General features: G+C 58.8%; 15 protein-coding genes. 5 read left to right on the top strand and 10 right to left on the bottom strand.

Annotated features, from left to right (window positions below):
* Positions 1 to 68: 68 nt before the first annotated feature.
* Both CW354_RS00565 and CW354_RS00560 read right to left on the bottom strand, forming a co-directional pair.
* A complete protein-coding gene (locus CW354_RS00565) occupies positions 69 to 1,229 on the bottom strand; it encodes a fumarylacetoacetate hydrolase family protein (RefSeq protein ID WP_104828106.1) in 1,161 nt (386 codons plus the stop codon).
* A gap of 17 nt (positions 1,230 to 1,246) precedes the next feature.
* On the bottom strand, positions 1,247 to 2,221 hold the full coding sequence (locus CW354_RS00560) for an aldo/keto reductase (protein WP_207764593.1): 975 nt from the start codon (positions 2,219 to 2,221) through the stop codon (positions 1,247 to 1,249).
* Positions 2,222 to 2,795: 574 nt separating this feature from the next.
* Between CW354_RS00560 and CW354_RS00555 the strand changes: the two genes are divergently transcribed.
* The 4 genes from CW354_RS00555 to CW354_RS00540 all read left to right on the top strand — a co-directional run bounded on the left by CW354_RS00555 (position 2,796) and on the right by CW354_RS00540 (position 6,123).
* Positions 2,796 to 3,647 carry an HpcH/HpaI aldolase family protein gene (locus tag CW354_RS00555; RefSeq protein WP_165793455.1) on the top strand — a complete coding sequence of 284 codons (852 nt, stop codon included), beginning with the start codon at positions 2,796 to 2,798 and terminating at the stop codon, positions 3,645 to 3,647.
* Positions 3,644 to 4,474 carry a 2-keto-4-pentenoate hydratase gene (locus tag CW354_RS00550; RefSeq protein ID WP_104828103.1) on the top strand — a complete coding sequence of 277 codons (831 nt, stop codon included), beginning with the start codon at positions 3,644 to 3,646 and terminating at the stop codon, positions 4,472 to 4,474. Before CW354_RS00555 ends, CW354_RS00550 begins: the two co-directional genes overlap by 4 nt.
* Before the next feature lie 9 nt (positions 4,475 to 4,483).
* Complete coding sequence (locus tag CW354_RS00545) at positions 4,484 to 4,951, top strand: nuclear transport factor 2 family protein (RefSeq protein WP_104828102.1); 468 nt, start codon at positions 4,484 to 4,486, stop codon at positions 4,949 to 4,951.
* Positions 4,952 to 5,022: 71 nt separating this feature from the next.
* Entirely contained in the window at positions 5,023 to 6,123 is a 1,101-nt protein-coding gene (locus tag CW354_RS00540; protein ID WP_104828101.1) for a mandelate racemase/muconate lactonizing enzyme family protein, read from the top strand.
* Positions 6,124 to 6,143: 20 nt separating this feature from the next.
* On the opposite strand, the gene CW354_RS00535 is transcribed toward CW354_RS00540, so the two are convergent.
* Both CW354_RS00535 and CW354_RS00530 read right to left on the bottom strand, forming a co-directional pair.
* Positions 6,144 to 7,310, bottom strand: a complete 1,167-nt coding sequence (locus CW354_RS00535; protein WP_104828100.1) for a mandelate racemase/muconate lactonizing enzyme family protein — start codon at positions 7,308 to 7,310, stop codon at positions 6,144 to 6,146.
* Between the two features lie 38 nt (positions 7,311 to 7,348).
* Entirely contained in the window at positions 7,349 to 8,311 is a 963-nt protein-coding gene (locus tag CW354_RS00530; RefSeq protein ID WP_243396258.1) for a mandelate racemase/muconate lactonizing enzyme family protein, read from the bottom strand.
* Positions 8,312 to 8,835: 524 nt separating this feature from the next.
* On the opposite strand from CW354_RS00530, the gene CW354_RS00525 reads away from it, so the two are divergent.
* On the top strand, positions 8,836 to 10,968 hold the full coding sequence (locus CW354_RS00525) for a TonB-dependent receptor (RefSeq protein ID WP_104828098.1): 2,133 nt from the start codon (positions 8,836 to 8,838) through the stop codon (positions 10,966 to 10,968).
* A gap of 185 nt (positions 10,969 to 11,153) precedes the next feature.
* On the opposite strand, the gene CW354_RS00520 is transcribed toward CW354_RS00525, so the two are convergent.
* The 6 genes from CW354_RS00520 to CW354_RS00495 form a co-directional block, all read right to left on the bottom strand.
* Complete coding sequence (locus CW354_RS00520; protein ID WP_104828097.1) at positions 11,154 to 11,399, bottom strand: acyl carrier protein; 246 nt, start codon at positions 11,397 to 11,399, stop codon at positions 11,154 to 11,156.
* Positions 11,396 to 12,526 (bottom strand): dihydrolipoamide acetyltransferase family protein, encoded by a 1,131-nt coding sequence (locus CW354_RS00515; protein ID WP_104828096.1) that lies wholly within the window; start codon positions 12,524 to 12,526, stop codon positions 11,396 to 11,398. Before CW354_RS00515 ends, CW354_RS00520 begins: the two co-directional genes overlap by 4 nt.
* A gap of 3 nt (positions 12,527 to 12,529) precedes the next feature.
* On the bottom strand, positions 12,530 to 13,528 hold the full coding sequence (locus CW354_RS00510; protein ID WP_104828095.1) for an alpha-ketoacid dehydrogenase subunit beta: 999 nt from the start codon (positions 13,526 to 13,528) through the stop codon (positions 12,530 to 12,532).
* Positions 13,525 to 14,514, bottom strand: a complete 990-nt coding sequence (gene pdhA, locus CW354_RS00505) for a pyruvate dehydrogenase (acetyl-transferring) E1 component subunit alpha (protein ID WP_104828094.1) — start codon at positions 14,512 to 14,514, stop codon at positions 13,525 to 13,527. The genes CW354_RS00510 and pdhA overlap by 4 nt, the downstream gene beginning before the upstream one ends.
* Positions 14,511 to 16,274, bottom strand: a complete 1,764-nt coding sequence (gene acsA / locus CW354_RS00500; RefSeq protein WP_104828093.1) for an acetate--CoA ligase — start codon at positions 16,272 to 16,274, stop codon at positions 14,511 to 14,513. The genes pdhA and acsA overlap by 4 nt, the downstream gene beginning before the upstream one ends.
* A gap of 145 nt (positions 16,275 to 16,419) precedes the next feature.
* Positions 16,420 to 17,592: a DUF8173 domain-containing protein gene (locus CW354_RS00495; protein ID WP_133162104.1), complete on the bottom strand. Its 1,173-nt coding sequence runs from the start codon at positions 17,590 to 17,592 to the stop codon at positions 16,420 to 16,422.
* Positions 17,593 to 17,664 lie beyond the last annotated feature (72 nt).

The raw sequence follows: 17,664 nt of genomic DNA, 5'->3' as shown, positions 1-17,664 counted from the left end.
GCACGTCTCGGATTCGTATGGACCATTTTTCTTTGGACTGCGAGGGCTCGCCGCTGCCCTCAGCGTCCCTAAAGAAGGCGTCTTGCCGCGAGAGAACGCATTAGTTCGCGCACGCCGTAACGCCATGGCGGCGCAAGATCGCTGGTGGTGACCCGGTTTTCCAGCGCGCCAAGTTTCGGACTTTCGATGCGAACCGCGTCGCCGATTTTATGCGTGAAGCCGCCGCCCTTTTTGATCCTATCGCTGGCAGGCGTGTAGGTTGTGCCAAGAAACAGCATTAGCCCGTCTGGATATTGATGTGACGGTCCGATCGTCGCTTCCGTCAACGCGACCGGATCGCGGCTCATATCTCCCATCGAGCTGACGCCTGTTTCCTTAAATCCATCTGCGCCGGTGATGGTGACCTGGACTTCCGCAGAGCGGACATCATCAAGGCGAAAGCGATTGTCGAAAAGTCGAATGAAAGGTCCGATCGCGCATGAAGCGTTATTGTCTTTAGCCTTTCCGAGAAGAAGCGCGCTGCGGCTTTCGATGTCGCGCAAATTCACGTCATTGCCGAGGCTCGCTCCGACAATTGAGCCGGCGGACGAAATGGCCAGGACGATCTCGGCTTCAGGGTTGTTCCATTGTGATTGCCGGTGAACGCCGACATCGGCGCCGCAACCGACAGCTGACATCGGTTGGGCCTTTGTAAATATTTCCGGATCCGGGCCGATTGCAACTTCAAGATATTGCGACCAGAGCTGCTTTTCGGTGAGAAATTTCTTGAGGTCGCGCGCTTGCAGAGATCCCGGGACAACTTCCTGCAATGCGTTCCCGAGCGCTGTTCTAAGCGTGTTTCGGATTTCGCCGGCGCGTTCGCTTCGCCCCTGGCATTGTTCTTCGATGACCCGTTCTATGGCGCTGCTTACGAATGTGACGCCTGCCGCTTTAATAGCCTGTAGGTCGCACGGCGCCAGAAGCGCGCCCTTGTCAAGGAAGCATTGGATGGAGCCTAAAATCGCGCCTTTGTACGTTTTTACGCATTCAACGGCGTCGCTTCTGTCGAGCAGATCGGCCATGGTCGGCGTAATTTCGGAAAGATCGATCAGCATGTCGTCGCGCACCGCCGTGATGCGCGGGCCCGGCGTCGGGCCATCGATCCATACGCGGCCGACAAGCGCGGCGTCGGATCGATCGACAGGCAGTATCGTATTTGCTGACAACTCGGGCGCCAGTCCGTTCACCATTGTCCGGATGCCTGCCGTTAGTTTGCTGGCGTCGGAGCGTTCTCGGCGATCAGATTCGCCGCACGCAAATCCCGCCAGAAAGCGTCGGGGATGTCGGCGCCGACAAAGGAGAGATTGGTTTCCAGCTCCTGCAAAGTCTGGGAGCCCGGGATGACGCTTACGACGAGCGGGTGCGCGAGCACGAATTGCAGAGCGGCGGCGCCCATGGCGACGCCGTGTTCGCGGCAAATATCGTCAAGCGCCCTGACTTTGTGACGGATGTTGTCAGGAATATCCTGGAAATAGTTGTAGGTAGACCGTCCCACCAGGATTCCTGAATTGTACGGGCCGCCGATGACGATCTTGACGCCGCGCCTTTCGCATTCCGGAAACAGCGTGTCGACCGGCTCCTGCTCCAGCAACGTATATCTGCCTGCGAGGAGAAAAAGATCCGGGTCGGCAAGCTCAAGCATAAGAGAGCAGGGCTCCCATTCATTCACGCCGATTCCAACAGCGTCGATCGCGCCGCTGTCACGCAGTTCGCTCAGCGCGCGCCAGCCGCCATCGTCCATCAGTTCGCGCGCGCGCGCGATGGCTTCGTTCCGGCCGCCATGGTTGAATGCATCGATATCGTGAACATAAAGAATGTTGATGCGGTCGACGCCAAGGCGTTGCAGGCTCTCTTCATAGGAGCGCATGACGCCGTCATATGAGTAATCATAGACGAATTTGAAGGGCGGTATGTTTTCAAAGATGATGCCGTCGGCTTCTTCCGGCGGGCAGGGCTCGAGCAGCCTGCCGACTTTCGATGACAGGGTATACTCGTCGCTGCTTTTGGTTTGCAGCAGGCGCCCGACGCGAAGCTCAGAAAGTCCGAAACCGTAGAGCGGCGCCGTATCGAAATAGCGTACGCCAAGCTCCCAGGCGCGGGCGAGCGTGGCGTCGCACTCTTCTTCGCTTAGGGTCCGGCGAAAGTTTCCAAGCGGCGCCGCCCCGAAACCAAACTCGCTCATGCTGATGCTGCGCCTTTTGGGCGTATTGAAGCGACGATTGTGGAGTGTCTGCTGTCCTGGCGTTGTCATCGGCCTTCCTGACATAAATGGAGGCGACGCAGCCAGCGTCGCAATTCAACTAGCTAACATTCTAGATCGGGGCGGAACAAAGTTGCAAGAGGCAAGCGCGCTATTCCAACAAGGCGCCGGCCAAGGGCCTTGGGGCGATTTCTTTCCACCTCTATATGGACCTGCCGGTCACGGTAAAAACAGAAAATAGAGATTTTCTTGTTGCAAAACGGCGTATTTCCTTCCGGCCGGCCTGTCCGTAGCGGAGGCGCCGCCGCGCCGCCGGCGGCGGCGCGTGCATCCGGCGGCGAAGGCGGCAGGAATAGGGGCGGCGGGATCCAATTACATCATTGACATGTTAGTTTGAGGGGTGCTAAGCGAAATCAAGCGTTTGGTCATGTCAGGAAAACATGGCCGCGCGCGCGTTTGAGTGATTGCGCCAATGAGATTGGCTTGTCGGCGGCGATGGCCGGCAATCGCCTTTCCGCAGGCTGCATTTCGCGGTTCCGGACTGCAGGGAGCGGACATGGTTGCTGACAACATCACCGACGGGCCGTCGCGAGGGGAGCGTGGCGGCGAAAGCGCGGGCGTTTTTGCAGAAACCTTATTGTTGGGAAACACGCTTCGCCGCAAAGCGAAGCAGGGATTCGCGCTCGGGACTTTCCTGATTGAACTTTCCTCGGCTGGCGTCGTAGAGGCTATGGCGCTCGCCGGTTTTGATTTCGTCGTGCTCGATCTTGAGCATTCCTCCACTGACTTTTCACAGTTGGAGAATCTGATTCTGGCGGGGCGCGTTTGTCGCCTGCCGATGCTGGTTCGCGTCTGGGAGCCGACGCCCGGGCTCATCGGAAAAGTGCTCGATATCGGCGCGAGCGGCGTTATGGCGCCGCATGTTGAAAGTCCCGCGCAGGCAAAAGCGATAGTCGATGCAGCACGATTTCCGCCCTCTGGCGCGCGCGGATTTTCCCCTCTCCAGAAATTCAACGGTCTCGACGATCCGTTGCGGCAATTGTCCGAAGCGGCGTTTGTTGTGGTGCAGCTCGAAGGAAAGGCCGCATTGGACAATGCGGATGAGATCGCTGCGGTGGAGGGCGTGGATGCTGTCTTTATCGGGCCCTACGATCTTGCCTTGTCCCTGAGCCTGCCGCCGGGCGGCAAGGATATTTACGCCGCCATCGGCGATTACTCCTTGAATCTCGCGAACGGCGTCGCCGCCGGCATTTACATCGACAACCCTGAAGAGTCCGCCCTCTGGCGGGCGAAAGGCTTTGCCCTGCAATGCGCAAGCTTTGACAGCCGCATGCTTGTCCATGGTGCAAAGCATGTCGTGTCGGCCGCCCGGGGTTCAACATCTGGAAATGTGGAAGATCAAAAATGAACAAAGGCGAAGATACGGAAAAGGTCTCAAGTCTAGCAAGACGGCTTCGCGATGCTGAAACATCGCGCATGCCCATTGCGCCGTTAACGGATATTGCTCCCGATATGACGTTGCAGGAAGCATATGAGGTGCAAAAGCTGAATATTGACGCCAGGACGGCCGCTGGCGAGCGCGTGGTGGGCCATAAAATCGGTCTGACCGCCAAAGCAATGCAGGAAATGTTCGGCGTTGACGAACCGGACTATGGCCATTTGATGAATACGATGATGCACGATCCGAAGCAGCCGCTCGACTTGTCTTCCCTGATCGATCCGCAGATCGAGGTCGAGCCTGCGTTCATTCTTGCGTCGGACCTGAAAGGGCCTGGCGTGACGCTGCAAGACGTTCTCGACGCCACCGCCTATGTGGCCACTTGTTTCGAGATTATCGATTCCAGAATCGCGAACTGGCGCATCAGGTTGCAGGATACGGTGGCCGATAATGGTTCCTCGGCGCTGGTGGTGCTTGGCGAAGACAGGATTTCTCCGCGCGATCTCCCGCTGGACGATCTTGAAACGACGCTCGAGATAGACGGCGAGGTCGTGGAAACGGGCAACACGAAAGCTATCCTGGGACATCCGGGAAGCGGCGTTGCGTGGCTTGCAAATGCGCTTGCGCCGTTCGGGGGCGGTCTGGCCGCCGGCGACATTGTGCTGCCGGGCACATGCACTAGGTCCTACCGGCTGGCCGGACATTCACAGGCGCGCGGCGACATCGATCGACTCGGCGCCGTCAGCGTGACGATCGTCGGCGAGCCCTGTGTGGCGTCAAAAAAACAAGCAAGTTAGGAGAGAGAGATGAGGGATGTGTCGGCGGCTGGATTGGAAGCGACGATCCGGGAATATTTCGACGGCTGCAACGAAGCGGATGCAGAGAAGATGATCCGCTGCTTTGAACCGGATGCTAATCACTATTTTCCGAGCGGCGCCCCGCAGGGCACTTTCTTCGGCGCCAAGGCTATCGCAGAGGGCTGGGTCAACGCGGTGAAAACGTTCGGCTCGATTTGGACAATCGATCGCGTCATCGTCGATGAAAAAAAGCGCGAGGCCGTTATTGAATGGACCCATTTCAAACCGAAGGCCGGCGTGTATCTGCGCGGGGATGAGTGGTACATTTTTTCCGAACGCGGCCTGATCAAGGAAATCCGCGCCTATTATGCGTGCCCCGCCATCCAGGAACCCGTCCAGAACCACATGATTGGCGATTACGACTATAAGGGTCTTGGTTATCCGATGGATCCGCCCGAAATCGCGCGCGATGTTTGAACCGAGATTTTATCGTAAAAGTCTGAAACGACGGCACGGTCAAGTCCGATGGAGTTTCTTAAGAGCGGTTTATGAAAGTAACAGCTGCGGAGAGCTTTGTTCTTGAAGTGCCTGTCGGCGGCGCGATCGCCGACAGCATGCAGTCCGTAGAGCGGCTCGAATTTGTCGGCCTGCGCGTCGATACCGACGCCGGCGTTGCCGGATGCGGGTACACTGTGACGGTCGGCGCAGGCGGCAAGGTGCTGCAGGCCGTCCTGGATTCGCTCTATATTGACGAGCTCATTGGCGAAGATCCGCGCAATGTCCGGCAGATCTGGTCGAAATTATATCACGGCAAGGCGCACTGGATCGGGCGGGCCGGCGCGACGACAATGGCGCAGGCTGCTGTCGATATCGCCTTGTGGGATATTCTGGCCAAAGCCGCCGGGGAACCGCTCTGGCGGCTGCTTGGCGGCGCCCATGCCGGCAAGATGCCGATTTACAACACCCATGCCGGATGGTTGAACTATTCGGTTGAGCAATTGCGCCGGGAAGCCGGCATGCTGATCGATCAGGGCTACCGGACATTGAAAATGAAGGTCGGGCTTGACGATCTGTCGGAAGATTTGCGGCGCGTGGCGGCGGTGCGGTCCGAAATCGGCGACGGAATCGATCTTATGGTCGACGCCAATCAGAAATGGGATTTGAGAAAAGCGCAGGAGGCGGCGCGAAGGCTTGCCGATTTCGATGTGAAATGGATTGAAGAGCCGCTTCATCCGGACGATGTCCGCGCGCATGCGAAGCTTCGCGAACAGTCAACGTCGCCAATCGCCCTGGGCGAGCATGTCTATTCAACGCACATGTTCCGCGATTTCATCGAAAGGAATGGCGTCGATGTGGTGCAGGTGGATGTATGCCGGATCGGCGGCGTAACGCCGTGGCTTCAGGTGGCGTCTTTAGCGGAATCGTTCGGCCTGCCGGTTTGTCCGCACGCCGGCGATCTCATGCAGGTTCACCAGCACCTCGTGAAAGCGATCCCGAACAACTGGTTGCTTGAAGTGATCCCGCTTTGGGAGGCTGGGCCATTTGAACATCAGATACAGCTAAAGGACGGCTACTGCCTGTCGCCGGAAGTGCCGGGCGCTTCCACTGACTTCACCAAAGAGGCCTTTGCGCGATTTCGCGTCAGTTAAGGCGAGGCTCCGCCGCCGGGTCAGGATGACCAGGGCGTTTCGCTAGGCGACGGGGGCACAAGATAACGTCCCGCGCCTTCGCGCCTCGGAAAAGGGAACGCGCCTTTTCCTTTTGGCGGGTTTTCCTGCAAATCTTTGAGGATGGCTTCATCGACATCTATTCCAAAACCCGGGGCGTCGGAAAGATGAATGAAGCCGTCTTGCACATAGTTGTCATATTTCAGACAGTGCTCGCGCCCGGGGTCCACGACTTCCATCATTGTGTGGCCGGGAAGCGCCGCGGCGACCTGGGCCATGAAATTTGCCTGGCAGTTCATCATCGATACGGGGACGTTGTGCGCATAGGCCATGTTCGCAATCTGCCGGCAGCCGGTGACGCCGGAATGCCCGCTTGAGAGATTGAGCACATCCGCCGCTTCGTTGGCGATCAGGGGATATATGTCCGCTATGCTTTTCAGGTTTTCGGCGGTCGCCACCGCTGTGCGCACCTGCTGCGACACAAGGCGGAGACCGTCATAGTCCCACCGGCGAGCCGGTTCTTCAGCCCAGATCAGGTCGAACCGCTCCTCGATTTTCGAGATGTAGCGAACAGCCTGTTTCGGCGACCAATATTCGTTGGAATCGATCATCAGGCCCGGCCTGTCCGACGCGATGCTCAGCGCCTCGCGCATGATGCCGAGCCGGCGAATGTCCGCGTCGATATCCAGGCCGACTTTCAGCTTGCCGCTGTCGACGCCCATTTCCGCCATGCGGCGGTAAAAGCAAAACAGCTCGTCATCGGAAAGGCTGTAGTCAAGTCCGCTCGCATAAGCCTTGACCCGGCCCTCGCGCGCGCCAAGCGTGCGCCATAGAGGCTCATCGGCTATCTTGGCCTTCAAATCCCATAACGCCATATCGATGGCGCTGAAGACGAGAGTCGCCGCCCCCTCGTTGCCGGCCTTGTGCAGGTAGTCGTTGATCTTGATCCACAATCCAAGAACGTCTCTCGGATCTTCGCCTTCTATCAAATGGAAAAGATGCTCGACGCCGCCGCCATACCCCAGCGATACGCCGGTTATATCCTCATCCGTTTCAAGAAAGAGGATGGATGCAGGCATGATCTCGACGCCGCTGGGCAAGTTCGCATCCGCGACTTCCCGGTCCATTTTCATAAAGTAGGTTTCAGAACGGAAGCCGGTTATTTTCATGAGCGTTCAATCCAGTGGTCTGTTGTCAGGGGCGGGCGTCACGCAGACGGTTGCGCCCAGTTAATGCCTAAACCGGGAGCGTCTCCGGGCTGCGCCCAGCCATTGGAGATGGTCACGGCTGATGGGGCTGTTTGTTTCGAGGGAAGGTCTCTGATTTCAAGGCTCATGAAATAGGGAAGAGCCCCGGCGAAATGTGCGCCGATATTGCCTGGCGAGGATGCTATGAGGATGGGCAGCTCGTATCCGAATGCCGCATCCGCCAGCTCCAGCACGCCCGTAACGCCGTCTTTTAGAACGCTAAGCTGGACAATATCCAGGCTGCGCCGCCGGAAATGGGAAAGCAATCCTTCGCGTCCGAATATGGAAAGGTCATTGAACACAGCCGCTTTTATATTCTCGCTTACCTTCTTTGTACCGGAGATGTCCCACGTCGGGCAGGGCGCCTCGATGGCTGTAATGTCGAAAAGCTGTTCGAGTTTACTGATGGCGGCGATCGCGTCTTTAGGCGCGCAGCGGCCTTGCGCGCCTATATAAAGCGATGGCGGTTGGGCGCTGGCGTCGAGCGCCGAAAACAATTTTCCGATACGATCGGGAAGGCTTTTTGAAGTCAGACAAGCGCTTACTTTACCCTCGCGAAACCCAAAAGGCGCTGCTTGCTGAAAAAATACGTCGTCGCTTTGGGTGGCGCCGGAGGCGCGCTCGGTGATGCTGAGATGCGCGTTCGCAGGTTTTTGGGATCCCCCGATTTTTTTCCAGAGTGGTTCGTTGTCGCGAGTTGAATTCAGATCCCATAAGGCGACGTCAAGGGCTGCTGCGGCGGCGCGCGCTTGCAAATCGTTTCCGGCGCGGTCGAGCATGTCATGCCAGAGCGAGGTTGTGCTGCGCGGTTCCTGACCGATGAGCGCCGCGTCGGCGAGTTTTTCAGCGACGGATTGCAGCGCGCTTGCGATGATCCAATTTCCCGCCGCGCCGTCGTCCGCTTCGATGCAAAGGCGCGACATGCCGGCGGCCAGAGAGGTCGTTTTAAATGACGTGATTTTCATGTTTGCAACTTGTGAAGCAAGCCCTTGGCGATGACTAGCGCCGCCGGTTGTCCGGTTTTTGCGAGTCTGGTTTTCAGTCCTCGGGCAATCGGCATGCAAAAGCCCCGCGCGGGCCCTATTTTGAAACAGCGTAGTCGGCTCGTCACGACCCCCGCTTTCCGGTAAGCGCGCTGAGCTGCATCAGAATAACATGTTAGATTGGAACGGCAAGACCATGGCGCGCGCCGGGGAGAAATGGAACGGGCCGGTGGAAATTCGTTCGTCAGCCCGGGGCCGGAAGATTTGCAATTAAAATAAATACATAAAAACAATGCACTAACTTCTCTCAGATTAATCGCGCCTGTCCTGTGGGGCCTGTCGCCCCTTGCTTAAGGCTTGGCGCTCCTCTTGAGGCGTCCCTAGTTACGGAAGCCAAAAAGGGCTTGTCAACTTTATACTGACATGTTAGAGCGGGAAATGCAGAATAGGGAGGAAGCTCAAAAATGAGCACACGTTCAGTATTGTCGCGGGCATTGTATTCAACGTCTTTGGCGGCGCTTGTCGCCTATTCCGGGGCGGCTTTTGCGGATGCGGGTGAGGCGGAAGACGAGATTGTCGTCACCGCGCAGCGCCGCACCGAAAGCCTGCAGGAGGTGGCGATCTCGGCATCGGTTCTTTCGGGCGACAAGCTCGCTGAGAAGGGCGTGCAAGGCATCTACGCTTTACAATATGCTGCGCCTGCCTTGACGATGGCGGATTATGGTTCGGCAAACGTGCTCAATATACGCGGCGTCGGCCGCAGCGCGGTCGATATCGAGCTTCCTTCCGGCGTTGTTCTTTACAGGGACGGCGTGCCGACATTTCCCGGTTATTTTCAGAACGAGCCCTACTATGACATCGAGGCGATCGAGGTGTTGCGCGGGCCGCAAGGCACTTTTGTGGGCAAGAGCGCGGCCGGCGGCGCGATATTCATCCGGACGGCTTCGCCGGACCTCGATGGGTTTAGCGGAAAGATCGAAGGCGAATACGGCAATTACAATCAATTTGGCGCTACCGCTGTCGTCAATGCGCCGTTGAGCGACACGCTCGGGGTGCGCGTCGCTTATCGCCATTTTGAACGAAACGATATTCTCGGAAATTCGCTTACCGGCGACTTTACCGGAGAGCCGGGCCGGCCCAATCTGGACAGTATTCGCCTGGGCGTTTTATGGGAGCCTACAGATCAGTTCACAAGCGAACTGAGGCTTGACCTTAGTGATCTGGATTTCGGCGGCAACCTGACGAGCAGCTATAATTATCCGCTTTACGATTATGTCCAGAACGCCCGGTTTATCTATCGTGATCGCTCGGCGCGCGTTGTCGGCAAAATGGGCTATGAATTCGAAAACGGGCTGCAGGTCACGTCGGTCTCGGGCTACCAAACCACGGAAACCGTAAATAATTTCGACCGGAACGGCGCCACGCCCGCTTACGATGAATTCAGAAGCGCCGGCACGTTTACGCTTTACTCGCAAGAGTTCAATCTCATTTCGCCGGATGACGCCGATCATCCGTTGTCCTATGTGCTGGGCGTTTTCTACCAGCGCACAGACACGATCATTGAGGACTATCGGCACGAAGGATTCAACTTTTATCTTGCCCAAGACGGCTTTCCTTACCTTGGTCTGGAAACGCCCTATAAGAAAAAAGAAGATGAATGGTCTGTTTTCGCCGATGCAAAATACAGGTTCAGTGAACAGTTTTCAGCTGAACTTGGGATTCGGTACACAAACTATATAACGAGCAACGACACAAATATCGTTTTAGGGGACGGGCTTTCCAACCCGACAATTCCGTTTTTCGTCGGGATGCAGAAATTAAATGAATCCGACGTAGATGGAAAATTCACGCTGACTTATTCGCCGACCAGCGCTCACAATTTTTTTGCCAGCGTCGCTCGTGCGCACATTACCGGAGGCTTCAACATTGTCGGCGGCGCGGAGTTCGATAAATCGATTGTCTACAGCTATGAGGCCGGTCTGAAGTCTTCTTGGATGGACGACCATGTGCGCACGCAATTGGCCGCTTATTATCAGACTCTTTCACAATATCAGGCCCAATTCGCCAGCCCCACTTTGGGCGGCCAGAACATTCTTCAAAACGCTGACGGCAAGAGCAAGATTTACGGCTTTGAGGCGAGCGGTCAGGCGAATTTCGGGAATCTTAACATTGACGCGGCGCTGTCATTCATTGAAAGCGAGCTGGGCGACTTTCCCGATGTCGTTAGTCCGTTTCTTATGGCGCCGGATAATGTGATTTCAATTTCCGGCGCGAAAACTCCCTTCTCGCCGAAAATTGCCGTCAATATCGGCGCTTCCTACAACATTGACTTTGGTTCATTCACTGTCACGCCGCGTGTTGATCTTTCGCACCAGGCGAAACAGCTTGGCGCGCTGTTTGATGCGCCGCAAACGCGCTTGCCCAAACGCACCTTGTTGAATGCGGGCGTGCGGTTCTCCATGAATAATGTCTATGTCGATGTATGGGGCACCAATCTGACCGATGAACGATATGTGGCGGGCATCCAGGATCTTGGAAGCATCTGGTATCCGGGACCGCCGCGGCAATATGGCGTGAAGGTCGGCGTGAATTTTTGAGCCTTCCGGACGGTCTTTCCGCGGAGGTCCCATCCGGGGCGGACGGCTCGGCGGCATTTCCAGGAGCAGCCTTCCTATCGAAGGCTGCTCTCTTTCTTTTTGCGTAGGCGTAGGGCGAGGGTTGGAAGTTCACCGGCTTCTTCGGTTTTCGCCATGTCCTTCTTTCACAAGACTTGCGCTGCGCTCTAGTCTGTCTTTTCGGCGAGATAGGCGGCCGCGCCGTCAAGCGTTGCAAGCTTGCGATAGTCGCTCTCGGGCACGTTCACGCCCGTCTTTTTATGGAGCGCCGTAATGAAATTAAGGAAGTCGAGCGAATCGATGTCGAGCTCCTCCATCAAGTCGGCGCCGGCGTCGATTGTATCGAAATCGGCCTCGGGCGCGATATTGCCAAGCTCTTCGACGATCAGTTTGCGCGCGTCATCCTTGTTCATAGTTTTTCGGGCTCCTGCAGGAGGGCGTTGACATGTTTCAGGAAACGCGCGCCCAGATGGCCGTCGCTGACGCGATGGTCGGCCGCGAGGGTTGCGGTCATGATAGGGCGAATGGCGACCTTGTCGTCAACCGCGACCGGGCGCTGCGTGACCGTCCCGAAACCGACAATCGCCACCTGCGGCGGATAGATAATCCCGTAAAGGCTTTCGACGCCGCGCTCGCCAAGGCTCGAAACCGTAATCGTGCCGTCGGAAAGTTCCGAGCTTCGAAGCCGTCCCTCCCGCGCGCGGGCGGCGAGGTCGCGCAGCTTGTCCATGAGGTCGTCAAGGCCGAGCTTGTCGCAGTTATGGATTGCGGGCGATACAAGCCCGCCGCCGCGGATGGCGACGGCGACGCCGATATGAATGTCTTCGCTGGGCGCAAAGCCTGTGGCCGGGTCGTAAAAGCCGTTCATCGCCGGATATTTGCGTGCTGCAAGCGCTGCGGCTTTCAAAGTCAGCGCGGCGGGAAGCAGCCTTTTGTCCGGCGTGCGCGGCGCGTTTGTTTTTGAAAGCCAGTCGCTCGCCGCGGCCATATCGATCTCGGTGGAAAGATAATAATGGGGAATGTCCCGCTTCGAGCGCGCCATGGCGGCGGCGATCGCCTCGCGCATTTTGGAGAGGTCGAGCCCGGCGCGGGGCGCGGTTTCGCCTTCCGCCTGTTCGACGTCTTTCAGGACGATGACGCCGCCGGGACCTGTGCCTTTGAGCGCGTCGAGGGAAATCTCCTTTTCGGCCGCAAGCTTGCGCGCTGCGGGCGAAGCGCGCCGTTGCGTGCTTGGCGGCGCCGGTTCGGCTTTGGGGACGGCGGACGGCGCCGTCGCCTCAGGGGGGGCCGTTGCAGCGTCTTCTTCGGCGCCTTCAATTTCCGCGAGCGGCGTTCCGACGGGAACCTTGGCGCCGGTCTCGACAAGCTGTTTGCCCATGACGCCGTCAACGAAGATTTCGACCTCAATGGCGCCCTTGTCGGTTTCGACGACGGCGACGATGTCGCCGCGCTTCACCGGATCGCCCGGATGTTTTTCCCATTCGACGAGCGCGCCCGCTTCCATGTCGGCGCCGAGAGAGGGCATGCGGAAGATATACATCGCCTAACCTGTGACGCCGCGCGCCGCCGCGACGATGTCAGGTGTTTGCGGCAGCGCGGCCTCTTCGAGATGATGGGAATAGGGGATCGGGATTTCCGCCGAACACACCCGCGCCACCGGGGCGTCGAGGTCCCACAGAGCGTTTTCCATGATGCGCGCGCTGATTTCCGCCGAGAGGCTGCCTGTGCGCCAGCCTTCGTCGACGATCACCGCCCGGCGCGTCTTGCGCACCGAGGCGAGGATGGTTTCGTCGTCAAGCGGGCGCAGCGTGCGCAGGTCGACGACTTCCGCCTCGACCCCATTTTTGGAAAGTTCTTCCGCGGCCGCGAGCGCCTTGGGCAGGGAGCCGCCATAGGTGATGAGGCTCACATCTTTTCCTTCGCGCCGGACAGCGGCCTTGTCGATGGGAAGGGCGCCGGCGTCAGCAGAGAGCGTTCCCATCATATTATAGAGCATGACGTGCTCGAAAATGATCACCGGGTCGGGGTCCTCGAGCGCCGTCCACAACATGCCGCGGGCGTCTTCCAGGGTCGCCGGCGTCAGCACTTTCAGCCCCGGAATATGCGCATAGAGCCCTTCGAAACTGTGCGAATGCTGGGCGGCGAGCTGGCGGCCCGCCCCGGTCGCCATGCGGATGACTAGCGGAACGCCGAACTGGCCGCCCGACATATGGCGGAGAAGGGCGGCATTGTTGACGATCTGGTCGAGGGCGAGCAGCGAGAAATTCACCGTCATGATTTCGACGATCGGCCGCATGCCGTTCAAGGCTGCGCCGACGCCAAGCCCGGTAAAGCCGTTTTCCGAAAGCGGCGTGTCGCGAATGCGCTCGGGCCCGAATTCCTCCAAGAGGCCTTTGCTGACGCCGTAACAGCCGCCGTAATGGCCGACATCCTCGCCCATCAGGAAGACGCGCTCGTCGCGGCTCATGGCGTCGCGGAGCGCTTCGCGGCAGGCGTCGCGATAGGTGAGTTCTGTCGCTTCGTTGTTCTTTGCAGCGTTCATGACGTTGCTCCGGCGTAAACATCGGCGGTCATGTGCTCGACCGGCTCCCATTGGCCGGCTTCCGCAAAGGCGACAGCGTCTGCGATTTCCTTGTCGGCTTCGGCCTCGATTTTCGAAACGTCGTCGTCATGGAGCAGGTTCGCCGAGGCCATCCAGTCCGTGAGGCGTTTGATGGGATCGCGCTCCTTCCATTCTTCGACCTCCTCCTTGCTGCGGTAAAGCTGCGGATCGAACATGGAGTGGGCGCGGAAGCGATAGGTGCGGCATTCGAGAAAAGCCGGCCCGTCGCCCTTTCGCACCATGGCGGCGAGGCGCGCGGCGGCGGCTTCGACAGCGACGACGTCCATGCCGTCCACCTTTTCAGAGCGCATGTTGTAGCTTTGCGCCTTTTCGTGGATGTCCGTCTCGGATTCGGAAAGGTCGAGGCGCGTGCCCATGGCGTAGAGATTATTTTCGCAAATAAAGAGAACCGGCAGTTTCCAAAGCGCCGCCATGTTCATGGTTTCGTGAAAAACGCCCTCCGCCGCCGCGCCTTCGCCGAAAAAGCAGACCGTGACATGGGGTTTGCCTTGCATCTTGTCGGCGAGCGCCATCCCGGCTGCAAGCGGCAGACCGCCGCCGACAATGGCGTAGCCGCCGAAAAACCGATGTTCTGCGCAGAAAAGATGCATGGAGCCTCCGCGGCCCTTGGAGCAGCCTTCGAACTTGCCGAACATTTCCGCCATGATGTCTTTCGCCGGCACGCCGCGCAGCAGCGCATGCCCATGTTCGCGATAAGTGCCGACAATGGCGTCTTCGGGCGCAAGCGCCGCCATGACGCCGGTACAGACCGCTTCCTCTCCGACGGCGAGGTGCAAAAACCCGCGGATTTTCTCCGCCTGATAAAGTTCGGCGCATTTTTCTTCGAAGCGGCGCACGCGTATCATCTGGGTCAGGAGATCGAGCAGGCTTTCCCGGTTTAAATGCAGCTTGTCAGCCTCGGTCATGTTTCATCGCTTTCGAGTGTGGAGATGTCGCCTTCGGGCAGGCCGAGCTCGCGGGCTTTCAACAGGCGGCGCATGATCTTGCCGCTGCGCGTGCGCGGCAGGCTCTTGCGGAAAACGATTTCCTTCGGCGCGACGGCCGGGCCAAGGCGCTTGCGCGCATGGCCAAGAATGTCTTTGAGCAGCGCATCGCTTTCTTCGTAATCCGGATTGAGCGCGACAAAGGCTTTTACGGTTTCGCCGGCGACGGGATCGGGAACGCCGATGACGGCGGCTTCGGAAACGGCCGGATGCTCCACAAGCGCGCTTTCCACTTCGAAAGGCCCGATGAGATGCCCCGCCGATTTGATGACGTCGTCGGCGCGGCCCACAAACCAGAAATAGCCGTCCTTGTCGCGCATGGCGAGATCGCCGGTGAGATACCACTCGCCGGCGAAATTTTTCCGGTAGCGTTCTTCTTCGTGAAGATAGCCGCGAAACATCGACGGCCAGCCGCTTTTCAGCGCGAGTTCGCCTTCTTTCATCGGTTCGGCGACCTCGCGCACGCTCCCGTCGTCGCCGCGCTGGACAAGACCCGCTTCGACGCCGGGCAGGGGGCGGCCCATGGAGCCGGGCTTGATGTCTTCGCTGGCGAAATTGGCGATCATGATGCCGCCGGTCTCGGTCTGCCACCAATTGTCGTGAAACGGGCGGCCCAGTTTCTCATTGCTCCAGACGACGGCCTCAGGGTTCAGCGGTTCGCCGACGCTCGCCATGAAGCGCACCTTGTCAAACCTTCCCGGCTCGATCATGTCCGCGCCGGCGCGCATCAGCATGCGGATCGCGGTTGGCGCGGTGTACCAGACGGTGACGTTCTGGTCGCGCAGAATCGAATACCAGCGTTCGGCGTCGAAATCGGCTTCATCGACGATCATGGTCACGCCATTGGTGAGCGGCGAAATGATGCCGTAAGACGTGCCGGTCACCCAGCCGGGGTCGGCCGTGCACCAGTAAACATCGTCTTTGTGGAGATCGAGCGCGTATTTGCCGGTGATGTGGTGGGCGACGACGGCTTCATGAACATGGATCGCGCCTTTCGGCCTTCCCGTGGTCCCGCTGGTGAAATGCAGGAGCGCCATGTCCTCAGGGCCGGTTTGGGCGATCTCGAATTGCTCGGACGCCGCGTCCATTTCTCCCTGCAGGTCGATCACCTCTTCATGCTTGTCTGCTTCCCGGCCATCGATCAGGAAAACATGATCGAGACTTGGGATTTCGCTGCGCCAGGGCGCGATCTTTTTCTTATAAAGGCGTTCCGTCGTGACGAGCGCGCGGCCTTCGCCGCGATTGATGCGCGTGCGGATTGGCTCGGGACCGAAAACCGAGAACAGCGGAGAAAAAACCGCGCCGCGTTTCAGCGCGCCGAGCGCGGCGATGTAAAGCTCGGGAACGCGTCCCGCCAGGGTGTAGACCCGGTCGCCCTTTTCGATTCCCGTCTTCGCCAGGACATTGGCGAAGCGGTTGGCGGCGGCGTTGAGTTCGGCATAGGTGAAATCCCTGACCTCGCCCTTTTTGCCGAGCCAGCGCAGGGCGAGCTTGCCGCCGCGGCCATTGGCGACATGGCGGTCGAGCGCTTCATAAGCGATATTGAGGCCGCCGTCCGGCAGCCCGTCAAGCTCGGCGCGCGCAGCCTCCCATGAGAATTCCGCGCATGCCTTTTCATAATCAGTGAGATTGGGCTGAACGCCGGCGGCCGCTCCGGATTTTCGAATGATCGGTTCGTCCATCAGCGCCTCTCGTTTCCTGAAGCCGGTCCATAGCGCACTCTCTTTTTGTTGTTAAATCAAGGCCAGCGGCGAATTGCGGCGGCCCTTCGCGTCTCACTCCGGGCGCGCAAGCAAGGCCCATGATGCGGCGGCGCCGTTCGCCGCATCATGCCTTGAGCGCCAGCGCCTTGCCGCCCCGCGTCATGACCGCGCCCAGCCCTATGACAAAGGCGATGATCCAGACCAGCCCTCCCAATATGGGAATGAGCGAGACAAGCGCGAGCGTGATGGCGGCGAGCGCAGACCATATGGCGCGGGCGGGAGCGCCTGGCGGCGCCGCATTTTTGTTCATCGCCCGGCGCGCCTGCATGCCCAGAAAATACGCGAAAGCGGCGATGGCGAGGGGCCACGCGGCGGCGTAAAGGACAGCGATCAAAAGCGCCAGCGGAATGCCGAAAATGGTGGCGAAAAGAAATATGACCACGATCGGCGCGGCGACGGAGATGAGAAAGCCGATCCCGAGCATGGAGAACGGTTTCTCCCGGATCGTGTCGCTTGCGCTGTTCATAAGGGCCGGCAAGGCGAGCGCAATCACAATGATCAGCAAGGCGACGCCGATCAAAAAGGCGAGGGCGAACGCGGCGGCGGCCGCCGCCGCTTTCACGCCCCATGCCTCAAGGTCGGGCCTTGCCGGACTCTCAAGCTCTATGATTTGCCCCGACACCACAGCGGCCGGATCGATGTGGATTTTGCCGGACCGGTGGCGCAAATCGCCTCCGATCCGGGCGTTTGGTCCGATAAAGATTTCTTCGCCCACGATATGGGCGTCCTGTCCCACCTCGCTGTTAAGGCGCACGCTGGCCCCGGCGGCGCGAAGCTCTCCGCCGATCGGCGCATCGATCGAGATGTCGCCGCCTGAAAGAACCGCAGACCCGTCGACCCGGAAATCGGTTCTTACATTGAGATCGCCGGCGGCGGCGACGAGATCGTCGGTTATTGTTGCGTCGATCAGATCGACATCGCCGCCCGCCACGATGAAATCGTGAAAGCCGGCTTTCGTGACAGTGATGTCGCCGCCCGCGACGATCATGTGATCGGCTTGGGCGCCATTGATTGAAATATCTCCGCCGGCCGCGAATATATCGTCCGACGATTTTGCCGATATGGAGAGCTCGCCGGCCGCCAGAAACACCATGTCAGTCGAGACATCGCCAGCGTCGATCTGTTCGCCGGATTTGGTTGTGATCTGTGCAAACAGGGCCCCCGTCGCGAAAAGCAAGGCGGCCAGAAGCAAGAAGAAGATGAGCAGTCTTGTGCGTTTTCTTTGGGCGGCTGCCATGAAAACCTCCGTATCTTTTTTCAAAAGGAGATGCTGCACTCAAACTATGACACAACCTAGCCGCATCTGAAG

The sequence above is a fragment of the Hyphococcus luteus genome, from assembly GCF_002943565.1.
Classification (GTDB): Bacteria; Pseudomonadota; Alphaproteobacteria; order Caulobacterales; family Parvularculaceae; genus Hyphococcus; species Hyphococcus luteus.
The sequence above is the reverse complement of the archived record's forward strand: the minus strand, read 5'-3'. Positions and strand labels throughout refer to the sequence as shown.

Coding starts and splice junctions, on each gene's coding strand:
- CW354_RS00530 (WP_243396258.1), bottom strand. CDS start 8,311: ATGTCGCGCCTTTGCATCGAAGCGGACGACGGCGCGGCGGGAAATTGG.
- CW354_RS00510 (WP_104828095.1), bottom strand. CDS start 13,528: ATGAACGCTGCAAAGAACAACGAAGCGACAGAACTCACCTATCGCGAC.
- acsA (WP_104828093.1), bottom strand. CDS start 16,274: ATGGACGAACCGATCATTCGAAAATCCGGAGCGGCCGCCGGCGTTCAG.
- CW354_RS00560 (WP_207764593.1), bottom strand. CDS start 2,221: ATGAGCGAGTTTGGTTTCGGGGCGGCGCCGCTTGGAAACTTTCGCCGG.
- pdhA (WP_104828094.1), bottom strand. CDS start 14,514: ATGACCGAGGCTGACAAGCTGCATTTAAACCGGGAAAGCCTGCTCGAT.
- CW354_RS00535 (WP_104828100.1), bottom strand. CDS start 7,310: ATGAAAATAACCGGCTTCCGTTCTGAAACCTACTTTATGAAAATGGAC.
- CW354_RS00515 (WP_104828096.1), bottom strand. CDS start 12,526: ATGTATATCTTCCGCATGCCCTCTCTCGGCGCCGACATGGAAGCGGGC.
- CW354_RS00525 (WP_104828098.1), top strand. CDS start 8,836: ATGAGCACACGTTCAGTATTGTCGCGGGCATTGTATTCAACGTCTTTG.
- CW354_RS00520 (WP_104828097.1), bottom strand. CDS start 11,399: ATGAACAAGGATGACGCGCGCAAACTGATCGTCGAAGAGCTTGGCAAT.
- CW354_RS00555 (WP_165793455.1), top strand. CDS start 2,796: ATGGTTGCTGACAACATCACCGACGGGCCGTCGCGAGGGGAGCGTGGC.
- CW354_RS00550 (WP_104828103.1), top strand. CDS start 3,644: ATGAACAAAGGCGAAGATACGGAAAAGGTCTCAAGTCTAGCAAGACGG.
- CW354_RS00545 (WP_104828102.1), top strand. CDS start 4,484: ATGAGGGATGTGTCGGCGGCTGGATTGGAAGCGACGATCCGGGAATAT.
- CW354_RS00565 (WP_104828106.1), bottom strand. CDS start 1,229: ATGGTGAACGGACTGGCGCCCGAGTTGTCAGCAAATACGATACTGCCT.
- CW354_RS00540 (WP_104828101.1), top strand. CDS start 5,023: ATGAAAGTAACAGCTGCGGAGAGCTTTGTTCTTGAAGTGCCTGTCGGC.
- CW354_RS00495 (WP_133162104.1), bottom strand. CDS start 17,592: ATGGCAGCCGCCCAAAGAAAACGCACAAGACTGCTCATCTTCTTCTTG.